Source organism: Oscillibacter sp. CU971 (assembly GCF_905219725.1).
Classification (GTDB): Bacteria; Bacillota; Clostridia; order Oscillospirales; family Oscillospiraceae; genus Oscillibacter.
In genome coordinates this window covers 1-14,817 of the sequence record NZ_CAJMXG010000001.1, presented here as the reverse complement: position 1 = coordinate 14,817, position 14,817 = coordinate 1, and the positions used below count along the sequence as shown (strand labels likewise).

At 63.7% G+C, this 14,817-nt stretch carries 13 protein-coding genes; all 13 read right to left on the bottom strand.

Features of this window, described 5'->3' with window-relative positions:
• Positions 1–20 precede the first annotated feature (20 nt).
• Positions 21–3,737 carry a phosphoribosylformylglycinamidine synthase gene (locus tag JX325_RS00065; protein ID WP_204789144.1) on the bottom strand — a complete coding sequence of 1,239 codons (3,717 nt, stop codon included), beginning with the start codon at positions 3,735–3,737 and terminating at the stop codon, positions 21–23.
• 2 nt (positions 3,738–3,739) lie between these two features.
• Positions 3,740–5,020, bottom strand: a complete 1,281-nt coding sequence (gene purD, locus JX325_RS00060; RefSeq protein WP_204789143.1) for a phosphoribosylamine--glycine ligase — start codon at positions 5,018–5,020, stop codon at positions 3,740–3,742.
• An 11-nt stretch (positions 5,021–5,031) separates the two neighbouring features.
• Positions 5,032–6,210, bottom strand: coding sequence for a phosphoribosylaminoimidazolecarboxamide formyltransferase (locus tag JX325_RS00055; protein ID WP_204789142.1), 1,179 nt, complete (start codon positions 6,208–6,210; stop codon positions 5,032–5,034).
• Between the two features lie 34 nt (positions 6,211–6,244).
• Positions 6,245–7,354, bottom strand: a complete 1,110-nt coding sequence (locus JX325_RS00050) for a DUF2185 domain-containing protein (protein WP_204789141.1) — start codon at positions 7,352–7,354, stop codon at positions 6,245–6,247.
• 19 nt (positions 7,355–7,373) lie between these two features.
• A complete protein-coding gene (gene purN / locus JX325_RS00045) occupies positions 7,374–7,973 on the bottom strand; it encodes a phosphoribosylglycinamide formyltransferase (RefSeq protein WP_204789140.1) in 600 nt (199 codons plus the stop codon).
• Positions 7,970–9,022 (bottom strand): phosphoribosylformylglycinamidine cyclo-ligase, encoded by a 1,053-nt coding sequence (gene purM / locus JX325_RS00040; RefSeq protein WP_204789139.1) that lies wholly within the window; start codon positions 9,020–9,022, stop codon positions 7,970–7,972. Before purM ends, purN begins: the two co-directional genes overlap by 4 nt.
• Before the next feature lie 46 nt (positions 9,023–9,068).
• Complete coding sequence (locus JX325_RS00035; protein ID WP_204789138.1) at positions 9,069–10,493, bottom strand: amidophosphoribosyltransferase; 1,425 nt, start codon at positions 10,491–10,493, stop codon at positions 9,069–9,071.
• Positions 10,494–10,504: 11 nt separating this feature from the next.
• The gene (locus JX325_RS00030; protein WP_204789137.1) at positions 10,505–10,645 is read right to left on the bottom strand and encodes a hypothetical protein; all 141 of its coding nucleotides are present in this window, start codon (positions 10,643–10,645) and stop codon (positions 10,505–10,507) included.
• Complete coding sequence (gene purC / locus JX325_RS00025; RefSeq protein ID WP_204789136.1) at positions 10,646–11,359, bottom strand: phosphoribosylaminoimidazolesuccinocarboxamide synthase; 714 nt, start codon at positions 11,357–11,359, stop codon at positions 10,646–10,648.
• A gap of 45 nt (positions 11,360–11,404) precedes the next feature.
• Positions 11,405–11,893 (bottom strand): 5-(carboxyamino)imidazole ribonucleotide mutase, encoded by a 489-nt coding sequence (gene purE, locus JX325_RS00020; RefSeq protein ID WP_204789135.1) that lies wholly within the window; start codon positions 11,891–11,893, stop codon positions 11,405–11,407.
• A 26-nt stretch (positions 11,894–11,919) separates the two neighbouring features.
• On the bottom strand, positions 11,920–12,645 hold the full coding sequence (locus tag JX325_RS00015) for a GntR family transcriptional regulator (protein ID WP_204789134.1): 726 nt from the start codon (positions 12,643–12,645) through the stop codon (positions 11,920–11,922).
• A gap of 212 nt (positions 12,646–12,857) precedes the next feature.
• Positions 12,858–13,940, bottom strand: a complete 1,083-nt coding sequence (locus JX325_RS00010) for a G5 and 3D domain-containing protein (RefSeq protein ID WP_243413828.1) — start codon at positions 13,938–13,940, stop codon at positions 12,858–12,860.
• A gap of 394 nt (positions 13,941–14,334) precedes the next feature.
• Complete coding sequence (locus JX325_RS00005) at positions 14,335–14,571, bottom strand: helix-turn-helix domain-containing protein (protein WP_204789133.1); 237 nt, start codon at positions 14,569–14,571, stop codon at positions 14,335–14,337.
• Between the last annotated feature and the right edge of the window lie 246 nt (positions 14,572–14,817).

Genomic DNA, 14,817 nt, shown 5'->3' with positions numbered 1-14,817 from the left:
CGCGTGTCCGCCCTTCTTCCTCAGAGAACGGCGAAGTAATCCCTGGCGGCCTGGAAAAGCTGGAGGTCATACTCGCCGGGGACGTTCCGGTACAGACCCGGGCCGATGCGCTCGGCGTGGCCCATCTTGCCGAAAACCCGTCCGTCGGGAGAGGTGNCGCCCTCCACCGCCCAGGCGGAGCCGTTGGGGTTGAAGTCCGGGTCCATGGTGGGCAGGCCCTCCAAATCCGCGTACTGGGTGGCGATCTGCCCGTTTTCCGCCAGGGCTTTCANAAGCTCCGGGGCGCAGAGAAAGCGGCCCTCCCCGTGGGAGATGGGGACGGCGTAAACCTCGCCGGGATTCACCCGGGCCAGCCAGGGGGATTTGTTGGAGACCACGCGGGTGTTTACAATTTTGGACTGGTGCCGCCCCAGGCGATTGAAGGAGAGGGTGGGGCAGGTCTCGTCCGTATCCCGGATTTCGCCATAGGGGACGAGGCCCAGTTTAATGAGGGCCTGGAAGCNGTTGCAGATGCCAAGAGCCAGGCCGTCCCGGTTTTTCAGCAGATCCATCACCGCCTCGGAGGTTTCCGGCCCCCGGAGGAAGGCCGTGATGAACTTGCCGGAGCCGTCGGGCTCGTCGCCGCCGGAGAAGCCGCCGGGAAGGAAGAGAATCTGGCTTTCCCGGAGCTTCCGGGCAAAGGCGGCGGCGGACTCAGATACGTCTTTAGCGGACTGGTTGTTAATGACGAAAATCTCCGTCTCCAGGCCCGCCCTCTGAGCGGCCCGGGCGCTGTCGTACTCGCAGGTGGTGCCGGGGAAGACGGGAATCAGGACCTTGGGCTTCGCCGCGCCAATCTTGGGAACGGGCCGGGTGAAGGCGGGGCAGTCCAGAACCGGGGCCTTACCCTCCACGGGGGTCCGGGTAGGATACACGTCCGCCAGGACGGCCTCGTTCAGCGATAACAATTCGTCAATTGAGGCGGAATCAGTCCCAATCGTAATCACCGGTTCGGTGATGGTATGGCCGATTTTCCCGCAAAAGCCGTCTGGGTGACAGTTACCGATGTCCTCGGTCAGCTCCGCAATGATGGCCCCGGAGCGGGAGGTATACCATACAGGGCTGTTTTGGCTCATCNCCTTGAACCCGATCCGGTTGCCGAAGGACATTTTCATGACCGCCTCGGCCATTCCGTTTTCCACCGCCCAGGCGGCGGCAATCTTCCCCTTCCGGTGGACGCGGAGGAACTCCGCCCAGGCCGCCCGCTGATCCTGTGCGCTGCCGTCGGGCTGGAAGAGGTACACCGGGTGGCCCGCTTCCTTGAACTCGGGGGTAATCACCTCTCCCGCCTGAATGGGGGCGATGGCGAAGGAGATCAGCGTGGGCGGTACGTCCATATCCAGGAAGGAGCCGGACATAGAGTCCTTGCCGCCGATGGCCGCCGCGCCGTAGTCCATCTGGGCCTCCATGGCCCCCAGGAGGGCGGCGAAGGGCTTGCCCCAGCGGTCCGGGTCCTGGCGGAGCTTTTCGAAATACTCCTGCAAGGTCAGATAGGCGGTTTTGTAGTCCGCGCCGGCGGCTACCAACTTGGCGATGGAAGTAGTCACAGCGTCGTAGGCCCCCCGGTAGGGATAGGCGGAAAGCCTCTCCGGGTCGCAGGCCCAGGCCATGACGCTGGCCTGTTCCGTCTCCTGGCCCGGGAGGACCGGGAGAAGGGCGGTCATGGACTGGGCGGGGGTCCGCTGGGTCCTGCCGCCGTAGGGCATAGTGACGCTGCCCGCGCCAATGGTGCTGTCAAACCGCTCCACCAGTCCCCGGCGGCTGGCGCTCTTGAGACTGGAGGCCATGCTTCGCAGGTCTGAGGCTCCGGCCGGCTGGAAGGGGGAATGGGTTTTTCTGTCCACATCCGGCACGGAAACGCCGGCGTGCTTCACCGCGCCGTTGGAGTTCAGGAACTCCCGGCTCAGGCTGACAATGGTTTCCCCTTGCCAGTGCATGACCATGCGGGGCTCCGCCGTCACCACGGCCACCTGATAAGCCTCCAGGTTTTCCGCCCTGGCGGCGGCGATGAAGGCTTCCGCGTCCTCGGGGGACACCACCACCGCCATGCGCTCCTGGCTCTCGGAGATGGCAAGCTCCGTGCCGTCCAGGCCGTCGTATTTCTTCCGCACCGCGTCCAGGTCGATGGTCAGGCCGTCCGCCAGCTCGCCGATGGCGACGGATACGCCGCCCGCGCCGAAGTCGTTGCACCGCTTGATGAGGCGGGTGACCTTCCCGTCCCGGAAGAGGCGCTGGATTTTCCGCTCCTCCGGGGCGTTGCCCTTCTGGACCTCGCTGGCCATGGTCTGGAGGGATTTTTGGTTGTGGCTCTTGGAGGAGCCGGTGGCCCCGCCGATGCCGTCCCGGCCTGTGCGGCCCCCCAGGAGGACGACCACGTCCCCGGGGGCGGGGCGCTCCCGCCGGACGTTTTCCGCCGGGGCCGCGCCGACGACCGCGCCGGCCTCCAAATGCTTGGCGACGTAGCCCGGGTGGTAGACCTCGGCGACATGCCCGGTGGCCAGGCCGATTTGGTTTCCGTAGGAGGAATAGCCCGCCGCCGCCGTCTGGCAGAGCTTCCGCTGGGGGAGCTTGCCGGGCAGGGTCTTTTCAATAGGCGTCCGGGGATCGCCGCAGCCGGTGAGGCGCATGGCCTGATGGACATAGGCCCGGCCGGACAGGGGGTCCCGGATGCAGCCGCCGATGCAGGTGGCCGCGCCGCCGAAGGGCTCGATCTCCGTGGGGTGGTTGTGAGTCTCGTTTTTGAACATCAGCAGCCAGTCCTGGGTTTTCCCGTCCACCAGGGCGGGGACGTGGATGGAACAGGCGTTGATCTCCTCGCTCTCGTCCAGCTCGGGGAGGAGGCCCCGCTTTTTCAGGGCCTTGGCCGCGATGGTGGCGATATCCATCAGGGTTTCGGGACGGTCCTTGGCCTTCTCGCCGTAGACCTCGCTTCGCAGCTTCAGGTAGTGGTAATAGGCGTGCTTGACATTCGGGTCCTCGATTTCTCCGCTGCTTAAGTGGGTGGAGAAGGTGGTGTGGCGGCAGTGGTCGGACCAGTAGGTGTCCACCACCCGGACCTCCGTGATGGTGGGGTCCCGCTTCTCCGTGTCCCGGAAATAGCCCTGGAGGAATGCCAGATCGTCTAAATCCATGGCCAGGCCCAGCTTCTCCANCAGGGCCTGAAGGGCCGCGGCGTCCATGGCGGTGAAGCCCGCCAGGGTCTCCACCCGGCGGGGGGCGGCATGGGTGCGGGCCAGGGTCTCCGGCTTTTCCAGGGACGCCTCCCGGCTCTCCACGGNATTGATGACGTAGCCCTTGATTTTTTTGAGATCCGCTGGGGNGAGAGCCCCTTCCAAGNGATACACCTTGGCATACGACACCAGGGGGCGGTCCACCCCCGCCATGAGCTGGACGCACTGGGCGGCGGAGTCCGCCCGCTGGTCGAACTGCCCCGGCAGGGCCTCCACCGCCAGGACGGTGTGGGGGCCCTCCGGCAGGGGGAAGCTCTCCTCATAAATGAGGTCCACCTGGGGTTCGGAGAAGACGATGGACTTGGCCCTTTGGAAGACCTCCTCCGAAAGGTTTTCCACGTCGTAGCGGTTCACCAACCGCAGCCCGGTGAGAGAGGAGACGCCCAGAATGGTCCGGAGCTCCGTTAAAAGCCCCTGGGCCTCCAGCCGGAGGGCGGGCTTTTTTTCCACATATACGCGTCTTACCATGTTCAGCCCTCCAGGGCCCGGAGGGCCCGCTGTCCGATGTCGTGCCGCAGGTATTTTCCCGCGAACCCGATGCGAGCCGCGGCGGCGTAGGCGTCCTTCAAGGCGGCTTCCAGGGTGTCCTCCGCGGCGGTGACGCCCAGGACCCGGCCGCCGCTGGTCACCAGCCTGCCGTCCTCCGCCAGCTTGTCTCCGGCGTGGTAGACGGTGACGTTTGCGGGAAGGTCCTCCGGGATGGAGAGCTCCTTCCCCTTTTCATAGCTGCCGGGATAGCCGCCGGAGGCCAGAATGACGCAGGCGGCGGCGCCGCCGTGCCACTCGACCGTCAGGTCCCCCAGGGTTTCGTTCTCCACGGCCTGCATGACCGTCAGCAGATCCGTTTTCAGCAGGGGGAGGACCACCTGGGTCTCCGGGTCGCCGAAGCGGCAGTTGTATTCGATGACCTTGGGCCCGTCGGGGGTCATCATCAGCCCAAAATACAAACAGCCCTTGAAGGGACAGCCCTCCGCCCGCATGGCGGCCAGGGTGGGGAGGAAAATCTTCTCCATACACTCCGCCGCCGTCTCCGGCGTATAGCAGGGGTTTGGGGCCACGGTGCCCATGCCGCCGGTGTTCAGGCCCGTGTCGCCGTCCCCGGCCCGCTTGTGGTCCATGGAGGAGACCATGGGGGCGATGGCGGTCCCGNCGGTGAAGGCCATAACGCTGACCTCCGGGCCCGTCAGGAACTCCTCAATGACAATTTCGTTGCCGGAGTCGCCGAAGGCCTTGTCCTCCATAATGGACTTCACGGCGGCCTCCGCCTCCTGGAGATTCTGGGGGATCAGCACGCCCTTGCCCAGGGCCAGGCCGTCGGCCTTGACCACGATGGGGAAGGAGGCGGTTTTCAAATAGGCCAGGGCCTTGGCGGGATCATCGAAGACCTCGTACCGGGCGGTGGGGATGCCGTATTTCTTCATCAGGTTCTTGGAGAAGACCTTGCTGGCCTCAATGCGGGCGGCCTTGGCCTCGNGGCCGAAGCAGGGGATTCCCGCCTCGTGGAGCCGGTCCACGCAGCCCAGGGCCAGGGGGTCGTCCGGGGCCACTACAGCGAAATCAATGGCATGGGACTTGGCGAAGCGCACGATTTGCTCGACGTCCTTGGCCCCGATCTCCGGGACGCACACCGCGTCGGCGGAGATGCCGCCGTTGCCGGGGAGGGCGTAGATGGTTTCTGCCTGGGGATTTTCCTTTAATTTCTTTATGATCGCGTGTTCGCGGCCTCCGCCGCCGACGACGAGTAAGTTCATGGAAAGCCTCCTCAATGGTGGAATAAGCGCATTCCGGTGAAGCACATGGTCATGCCGTATTTGTCGGCGGTCTGGATGACNTGGTCNTCCCGGATGCTGCCGCCGGGCTGGACAATGTACTCCACGCCGCTCTTCCGGGCCCGCTCCACGTTGTCCCCGAAGGGGAAGAACGCGTCGGAGCCGCAGGTGACGCCGCTCTGCCTGGCGATCCAGGCCTTTTTCTCCTCCGCCGTCAGGGGCTGGGGGCGCTCTTGGAAGACCCGCTGCCATTCACCGTCCGCCAGCAGGTCCTCCCACTCGTCGGAGAGGTATACGTCGATGGCGTTGTCCCGGTCCGGGCGGCGGATGTTTTCCAAAAAGGGCAGGGCCAGGACCTGGGGGTGCTGGCGGAGCCACCAGTTGTCCGCCTTGGCGCCCGCCAGGCGGGTGCAGTGGATGCGGCTCTGCTGGCCCGCGCCCACGCCGATGGCCTGTCCGTCCTTCACGTAGCAGACGGAGTTGGACTGGGTGTATTTCAGGGTGATGAGGGCCACCATCATATCCGTCTTCACCGCGTCGGGGAGGACGTGGCTTTTCGTGACAATGCCGCTCAGCAGGGAGGCGTCGATTTTATATTCGTTCCGGCCCTGCTGGAAGGTGACGCCGAAAACGTCCTTGTACTCCTGGGGGGCGGGGGTGTAATCCGGGTCGATTTGGACCACGTTGTAGCCGCCCTTTTTCTTGCATTTCAGAATCTCCAGGGCCTCGGCGGTGTAGCCGGGGGCGATGATGCCGTCGGAGACCTCGGCCTTGAGGTACTGGGCCGTGGCGGCGTCGCACACGTCGGAAAGGGCCGCCCAGTCGCCGTAGGAGCACAGCCGGTCCGCNNCCCGGGCCCGGATGTAGGCGCAGGCGATNGGGCTTAGGTCCGCGCCGGGGTCCACGAAGNAAAGCTCCNGGTCCGTCTCGCTGAGGGGCAGGCCCACGGCGGCCCCGGCGGGGGAGACGTGCTTGAAGCTGGCGGCGGAGGGAAGGCCGGCGGCCTGCTTCAGCTCCCGGGCCAGCTGCCAGGAGTTCAGGGCGTCCAGGAAATTGATATAGCCGGGCTTGCCGTTCAGGACGGTGAGGGGCAGGTCCCCGCCGTCCTTCATGAAGATGNGGGAGGGCTTCTGGTTGGGGTTGCNGCCGTATTTCAGTTCCAGCTCGTTCATGGTCCGCGCTCCTTTGTATGTGTATTGATGGTGGTCAGTCCTCTGTCAGCTCAAAGGGCTCCGGGCGGAATTTCCCGTTCTCCCGGACGAAGGCGCTCCGGCAGGGGGCGGTCAGCAGGGGGATGATCTCCGGGTCCAGGTTGCAGGCGGTGTTCAGGTCGTAGATTCCCGTGTGGCTGATGTCGGCGATATACGCCTCGCTCTCGTCGCCGGAGAAGAAGCGCCAGCCGCTGTCGGGGAAGCTGGTTTCCGGTTCCTCCCGGTAGCACCAGCCCACCGGACAGCCGTCTACGGCGATGCGGTCCGTGACAAAGCAGCCGTTGGGCCCCTCCCAGTTAGGAAGATACAGCTTCATCTCCGAGGGCCAGAGGCGGTACTCCTTTTCCCGCCTGGGCGTGTACCAGAAGCCGCTGTCCCAGGCGGCGTCGTTGGCCAGCAGCGTCCGCACCAGATCCATCCACAGCCGCTGGGCTTTCTGGAGGTCCGGCAGGGAAGTCCCCTGGCGGAAGTCCCAATACAGCGCGCCGCAGACCAGGCTGGCGGCGTACTCCTCCCAGCTGTGGAAGGCCTGGGCCTGGACGATCTGCTCTTCGGCCAGCTCGTCGAACTCCTCCCGGGTCAAAAGGCCGCAGGCCAGCGCCGCCCGGAGGTGGCCCGTCCGCTCGCTGATGTCCCAGGCCAGATAGCCCAGATGGCCCATCAGGGGATAGAACTGGGCGGAGAAGTCCCGCATCCGGATGAAGAATCCGGCGGAGTCGGGCTTTAAGGAGGCCAGGTCAAAGAGGGGACGGCCCTCCCAGACGGCCTCAAAGTCCAGGTAGTGGTCCTGGCAGTGGAACTGCCGGTCGCAGAAAGCCAGGAGGCTCTGCTTGTCCGTGATGCCGAAGACGGATTTCAGGTGATTCCAGCAGAGGGCGGCGCCGGCGTCCGTGGCGCAGAGGGGCAGGGTGGTGAAGCAGTCCGCCCCGTTACCCTCCGGGAGGCCCGGAGTCTTCCGAAGGGAGGGAACGCCCGCAAGCAGGGCGATAAAAGCGTCCCGCTCACAGGGCCTGCGCTCCCGCCGGGAGCGGGACAGCAGGGGCTGAATGTCCCGGGCCAGGGGGCCGTCCTGGGGGTGGAAATCGTGAAGCTGAGAGCGTTCCATTGTAAAACCTTCCTTTCCGTCAGCGGGCCAGGCCCTGGGCGACAAGCTCCGCCGCCTGGGGCNGCAGCACCCACTCCGCTTGCTCCATCACCCGGCGCTGGAGGACTTCCGGCGTGTCGCCGGGGAGCACCTCCACCGCCTTTTGCAGGAGGATGCGTCCTCCGTCGGGAATTTCATTGACCAGGTGCACCGTGGCTCCGGTGACCTTCACGCCCTTATGAAGGGCCGCCTCGTGGACCCGCAGGCCGTACATCCCCTTGCCNCAGAAGGAGGGGATCAGGGCGGGGTGGACATTCAAAATGCGCTCCGGCCAGCGCCCCACAAACTCCGGCGAGAGGATGGAGAGGAAGCCCGCCAGGACGATCATGTCCGCCCGGTACGCGGTGAGCTTTTCCGTGAGCCCCGCCTCAAATTCCTCCTGTGTGCATCCCTTCCGGGGGACGGCGAAGCNGGGCACGCCGTGGTTTTTCGCCCGCTCCAGGGCATAGGCCCCGGCGGCGCTGGAGAGAACCAGCACGATTTCCCCATGGGGAATTCTGCCCGCCTCCTGGGCGTTTAAAAGGGCCTCCAGATTCGTTCCGCCGCCGGAGACCAGGACGGCGATTCTCGCCTTGCTCATGCGTTGTCAAACGCTACGCCGCCGGAGTCCTTCGACACGCAGCCAACGCAGACGGCGTCCGGCTCTCCCGCCGCCGCCAAAAGCTCCAAAGCCTTCTCCGCCTGTTCCGGGGGTACCGCCAGCACCATGCCAAGGCCCATGTTGAANGTGTTGTACATGTCGTGGTCCGTGATCTCTCCCCGCTTTTGGATCAGGTCGAAAATGGGCTGCCTGGGAATGGCGCTTGGCACAATCCGCGCGCCCAGCCCCTTGGGCAGCATCCGGGGCACGTTTTCAAAGAAGCCGCCGCCGGTGATGTGGCTGGCTCCGCGGAGGCCGATTCCCCCGTCCAGCAGGGCCTGGACGGCCTTGACATAGATTTTTGTGGGGGCCAGCAGGACCTCGCCCAAGGATTTGCCATCCAGCTCGCCCATGGGGGCTTTCAGGTCGGCGCGCTCGATGTCGAAAACCTTCCGCANCAGGGAAAAGCCGTTGGNGTGAATGCCGGAGGAGGTCAGGCCGATGAGGGCGTCCCCTTCCCGGACCCGGCTTCCGTCGATGATTTTGGGCTTNTCTACCATGCCCACGGCAAAGCCCGCGACGTCATAGTCGTTGGGGTCCATGACACCGGGGTGNTCGGCGGTCTCGCCGCCAATCAGGGCGCAGCCGGATTGGACGCAGCNNTCCGCCACGCCGGAGACGATGGAGGCGACTTTCTCCGCCTCGTTTTTGCCGATGGCGATGTAGTCCAGGAAGAAGAGGGGCCGGGCCCCGCAGCAGATGATGTCGTTGACGCACATGGCCACGCAGTCGATGCCGATGGTGTCGTGCTTGTCCAGCAGCTGGGCCAGGCGCAGCTTGGAGCCCACGCCGTCGGTGCCGGAGACCAGGACGGGCTCCGTCATGCCGGAGAAATCCGGGGCGAAGAGGCCGCCGAAGCCGCCGATGCCGGAGACAACCCCCGGGATTTTGGTGCGCTCCACAAAGGGCTTCATCAGCCGCACGCCNTCGNACCCGGCGGTGATGTCCACCCCGGCGGCGGCGTATGCGGCGGAATGGGAGTTTTCCATGGTTGAACCTCCATGTTTTGATTTGGGGCCAGGNACTGCCTCGCGGTCATTCCTTCCCCGTCCAGCAGTACGTACAGATTTTGTCCCTGTCGATGCCGATGGCCTCTAAAAGACCGTCCAGGGATTGATAGCCCAGGGAGTCGAAGCCCATCTCCTTGCAGATGGTTTGGAGCATACACCGCCCCCGCTCCGTGGAGGCGTCGGCGTACTCCGCCAGGTGCTCCTGTCCCGCGTCCCCCTCCAGGGCCTGGACGGTCTTCCGGCTGAGAAGCTCCATGTCGGAATTGCTCCGGGAGAAGTTCAGATACTTGCAGCCGTACATGATGGGGGGACAGGCGGAGCGCATGTGAACCTCCTCCGCGCCGGATTCATAGAGGAATTCCACCGTCTCCCGGAGCTGGGTGCCCCGGACGATGGAGTCGTCCACGAAGAGGAGCTTCTTGCCCTTGATGAGCTCCGGGACGGGGATCTGCTNCATCTTGNNCACCTGGTTCCGCACGTCCTGGCTCTCGGGCATGAAGGACCGGGGCCAGGTGGGGGTGTATTTCACGAAGGGCCGGGCGAAGGGCTTGCCGCTGCGGTTGGCGAAGCCGATGGCGTGGGGGACGCCGGAGTCCGGGACCCCCGCCNCGTAGTCCACCTTCGGGAGCTGGCCCCGCTGGACCTCGTCCCGGGCCATGATCTCGCCGTTGCGGTAGCGCATGACCTCCACGTTCATCCCCTCGTAGCAGGAATTGGGATAGCCGTAGTAGGTCCAGAGAAAGGCGCAGATGCGCATGTCCTTCCCCGCGGGGGAGAGGGTCTCCCAGCCTTCGGGGGTAATTTTCACAATCTCCTGGGGGCCCAGCTCGTAGGCGTCCTGATAGCCCAGCTTGTGGTAGGCGAAGGACTCGAAGGAGACGCAGCAGCCCTCCCCGCTCTGGCCGATGAGCACCGGCAGGCGGCCCAGGCGGTCCCGGGCGGCGTAGATGCCCTCGGTTGTGAGGATGAGGATGGTCATGGAGCCCTCGATCTGCTCCTGGGCGTAACGGATGCCGGTGACCAGGTCGTCCTTCTGGTTGATGAGGGAGGCCACCAGCTCCGTGGCGTTGACCTTGCCGGAGCTCATGGCCATGAACTGGTGGCCGTGGTCGGAGAAGTAGCGGTCCACCAGGGCCTCGGCGTTCTGGATGATGCCCACGGTGGAGATGGCGTACAGCCCCAGGTGGGAGCGCATCAGCAGGGGCTGGGGGTCCGTGTCGCTGATGCAGCCGATGCCGGAGCAGCCCCGGAACCCGGCCAGATCCTTTTCGAACTTCGTGCGGAAGGGGGTGTTCTCAATGTTGTGGATTTGCCGGTGAAAGCCGGTTCGGTCCCCGTCATAGACGGCCATGCCGCCCCGGCGGGTGCCCAGGTGGGAGTGGTAGTCCGTGCCGAAGAACACGTCCAGCACCACGTCCCGTTTTGAAATCGCGCCAAAAAATCCGCCCATTCGCAGCCTCCTTATTTTTTACGCTTGCGCAGGAATATCCAAAGTACAGCCCCCAGCGCCGCCGCGGCCAGGAGCGCTAAGGCGGCGATCCCGGCGGGGGTGGTGGAGACAAAAATCGCGGTGGGGCCGTCCGGCCCCCCGATGATACCCACTTACAGCGCCTCCGCCATCCGGCGCATGACCTCGGCGTAGGCGTCCTCCACGCCGCCAAGATCCCGGCGGAAGCGGTCCTTGTCCAGCTTTTCATGGGTCTTGGAGTCCCAGAGGCGGCAGGTGTCGGGGCTGATCTCGTCCGCCAGGACGATGGTTCCGTCGTCCAAACGGCCGAATTCCAGCTTGAAGTCCACCAGGGTTACGCCGCAGGAGGCCCAGAAGTCCTTGAGGAAGTCGTTGACCTGGAAGGCGTAGCGCTTGATGGTTTCGATTTCCTCTTTCGTGGCCAGCTTCAGGGCCAGGGCGTGGTACTCGTTCAGAAGCGGGTCCCCCAAATCGTCGTTTTTATAGGAGAACTCGATGGTGGGCGCGTCGAAGACGATGCCCTCCTCCACGCCGTAGCGCTTGGCGAAGGACCCGGCGGAGATGTTGCGGATGATGACCTCCAGGGGGACGATGGAGACCTTTTTCACCACGGTTTCCCGCTGGCTGAGCTCCTCCACGAAGTGGGTGGGGACCCCGGCCTTTTCAAGCCTTGCCATGAAGCGGTTGGTCATTTGGTTGTTGATAACGCCTTTGCCCGCGATGGTGCCTTTTTTCAGGCCGTTGAAGGCGGTGGCGTCGTCCTTGTAGTCCACGATGTACAGGTTCGGGTCGTCGGTTTTGAAGACCTTCTTGGCCTTTCCCTCGTAGAGCTGCTCCAGCTTTTGCATATTGAATTCCTCCGTCAAGTAAGATAGAAATTGATTGAGAACGGGTCAGATTTCCGTCTGTAAGGCGGCGTCCTTTTCCTCGATTTGAGCGGCCATGTCCCGGCGGGCGGCGTCCAGCCAGGCGGCGAGGTTTTTGTCCTCCACCGCCAGAATCTGGGCGGCCAGGACGGCGGCGTTCTTGGCCCCGTTCAGGGCAACCGTGGCCACGGGGACGCCGCTGGGCATCTGCACGGTGGCTAATAAAGCGTCCAGCCCGTCCAGGGCGCCCCCCTTCATGGGGATGCCGATGACGGGCAGGGTGGTGTTGGCGGCCACGGCCCCCGCAAGATGGGCNGCCATGCCGGCGGCGCAGATGATGACGCCGAAGCCGTTCNTCCGGGCGTAGGAGGCGAACTCCGCCACCTGGGCGGGACTGCGGTGGGCGCTCATAATATGGGCCTCGTAGGGGATGCCGAAGGCNNCCAGCTGGGCGCAAGCGNACCGGACTACCGGCCAGTCGGAATCGGAACCCATGAGCATGGCTACTTTTTTCATGGTGAAGTCTCCCTTCAAATTGCAAATTACAGTTTCTTTCGCAAAACCGTGTGGCGGAAAATGCCGTCGGCGAAGTATTCGGCGGAGCAGAACACCGGCTTGCCGTCGATGTCGAAGTCCACCTCTTCCATATACAGCAGGGGCGCGCCCNGGGGAACCTGGNGAACCTGCGCCAGCTTCTCGNCCGCTGGAACGGCCCGGAGGTCCGTCAAATCCAGGTAGGGGAAAATGCCGCAGGNGCGCTGGAGGAAGTGGAAGATGGGGGGCTTCAGGTCCTCTTCCGTGTAGTCCTCCCGGATGAGGGCCTTTTCAATGACGTCCTCGCAGTAAATGGCGGGGCGGCCGTCGGCGGTGCAGAGGCGGGAGACCCGGAGCATGGGGGTCCCCTCCGGAAGCTGGAGCTGGGCGGCGGTTTTTTCGTCCGCCGGCTCCTCCCAGGAGCGGATGGAGGCCACCGCCGGGNTAAAGCCGTTNTGCCGGATCATGTCCAGGAACTCCACCTCGATGTCCATCCGGGTGTGTACGTCCAGCACATGGCGGTTGATGACGGTGCCCACGCCGTGGCGGCGGGTGATGAAGCCCTCCCGCTCCAGGGAGGCCAGAATGTCCCGCAGCTGGGTGCGGCTGATGCCCAGCTTCACGCAGAGAACGCTCTCCCGGGGCAGACGCTCCTGCTGGGCGTACTCGCCGGTACGCATGGCGGCCAGAAGCTGGGCGCGGATGGCCTTGGTATGGGATGTGTGAGTGNTCATTCCATGCACCTCGATATCATGAAGATTCCGGGAAGGAGTCCGGACCTCCGGCGGAATAGGTCATACCTATTGTATCTGTTTCCGGACCGGACCGCAATTGACAAAATTGACAGTTCCCAGAAAAATTCCGCCCCCGGCTTGGGATGGTTTCGCAAANAGGNTNGGGAAAGAGAGAGGGCTCCCGGCNTTTCGCCGGGAGCCTCCTGAAAAAGTTACTCCAGAATATAGACGGTGCAGGAGNGGCGGCCGAATTGGATGCACTCCTCATAGGTGTCGTAGTAGAGGTCTATCTTGCTGCCCTTGACGCCGGTATCCTCGGCCACGGCCAGGCCGTAAACCACGTTTCCGCCGGCGACGATATACATCCGGGTGCCCAGGGGGATGACGCTCTTGTCCACGGCCACGGAGCCCACATGGACGGCGGTGCCGCTGGCGGTGCGGGTGCCCACGCCGCCGTGCCCTGTGGTGTAGNCCGTGGCGGTCATGGAGCGGACGCCGGAGTAATTCAGCACCGTGCCGTCCTTTAAGGTCAAGGTGCCGCTGCCGTCGGCGTTTTCGGAGACGTTGGCAANGCCTCCGCCGGTTTCGCCGTGCTCCGCCAGGATGCCGTCCGGGTCCTGTTTGGTCTCGGAGGGCTTGGGCTTGGGCTTGGCGGTGCCGTACTCCACGATTTTGTCCACGGCGGTGGTGTCCAGCTCCTCCACAAACTGGCGGGAGAGCTGGGCTCCGTTGGACCAGACCACCTCGTAGACAGAGGAGCGCACGCCGTCGGCCCCCTCCTGGACCACTTTCTCCTCGCCCTCCAGCATGTCGGGGTTGGCGACCCGCTGGGTGGAGAAGGGGGCGGTTTCGGTAACGTAATCGTAATAGGTCAGCTCGGAGGCGACGTTTACCTCCACGCTGTTCTCCGACAGCTTCACGCCGATCATCTCCAGGGGGCTGGGGTAGATGTGGAGACGGCCCAGCAGGGAGGAGACGCTCTCCTTGTGGGACTGGACGGTGACGGCGGAGCCCTCATGCCGGACGGTGACGGTGGTGTCCTCCTGCAAGGTGATGTCGTAGCCCCGGCTGCCGTTGGAGACGTAGACCATTTGGGAAGAGAGGTCCGGGGCCTCCTTCTGCTGGGGGTCCAGGATGATGGCGGCCTCGTCCTCCGTCCCGGTGATGAGAAACAGGGAGTCGGCCCAGCCGGTGGCGGAAAGGCCGGTGACGGTGGCGACGAGCAGGCAGAACAGCAGCATGCCGCCGCGCCTGCACAGGCTGTATAATAGGCTTGGTCGTTGGTCGGTGTTCACTTGGATACCCTCCTATAAGGTAATTTCACGGCAGACTTTTGAAAAAGCCTTGGCCCCGGACCGCGCCCGGAAGGGGGCGGAGGAGCGCCGTGTCGGTCTCCGCGGGGGAGTATTGGGCGGCCGCCCCGTGCGAAAAGGCGGCTTGTAACTTTTGTTACCAGTGGAAAACTGCGCTTAGTATACACCTCATCCCCACTTTTGTCAAGCCTTTTGGGCTCTGGGAGCATGATTATCCCCACTTTAGACCCGATTGGACAAGAATTGACGGGAAAAGATTCAGGAAAGGAACGGGAAAAGGTTACAAAACGGTAACGGAATAAGGGGCGGAATGGGATCGGCGGGGATGCGGCAAAGAAAAATGCCGCCGGATACCGGCGGCGGATTCGCTTGTGCTTTACATGCGGTCCTCTAAAAGTGCGCAGACGGAGACGTTTAAAACGTTGGCCATACGAAAGAGCATGGGCAGAGAAATTCCCGCGATTTTTTTGCCGTTGTTGGCTTCGATGCGGCTGAGGAATCCTGGACTGCAACCCACCTGATTGGAAAATTGTTCCTGGGTAAGCCCCGCTTTCTTGCGGTAAAATGCAATTCTCAGCCCCAGCATTCGGTACTCTTCCCGATATTCTTCCATTTTGCACACGCTCCCTTTGCAATTATAGTAGCATGTGCTGAAATGTAGGTGTTACTACTAAATACACTTGAATTACTATCTGATAAGTAGTATAGTAGATTACACAAATTGGAAAGGAGGGCAAAAGTGAAAAAGGTCGGCATTGAGATGGAGGACTACCTGTATGAGTTTTAGAAGCTGTACCAATAGGCTAAAACCGCTTGAGTAAAGTGCTGAAAGCAGCAATGGTGCAAACAGCTTGTGCAG

Bases quoted from the DNA above. Each gene is read 5' to 3' on its own strand.
- JX325_RS00050 (WP_204789141.1), bottom strand. From the start codon at position 7,354: ATGGAACGCTCTCAGCTTCACGATTTCCACCCCCAGGACGGCCCCCTG.
- purC (WP_204789136.1), bottom strand. From the start codon at position 11,359: ATGCAAAAGCTGGAGCAGCTCTACGAGGGAAAGGCCAAGAAGGTCTTC.
- JX325_RS00005 (WP_204789133.1), bottom strand. From the start codon at position 14,571: ATGGAAGAATATCGGGAAGAGTACCGAATGCTGGGGCTGAGAATTGCA.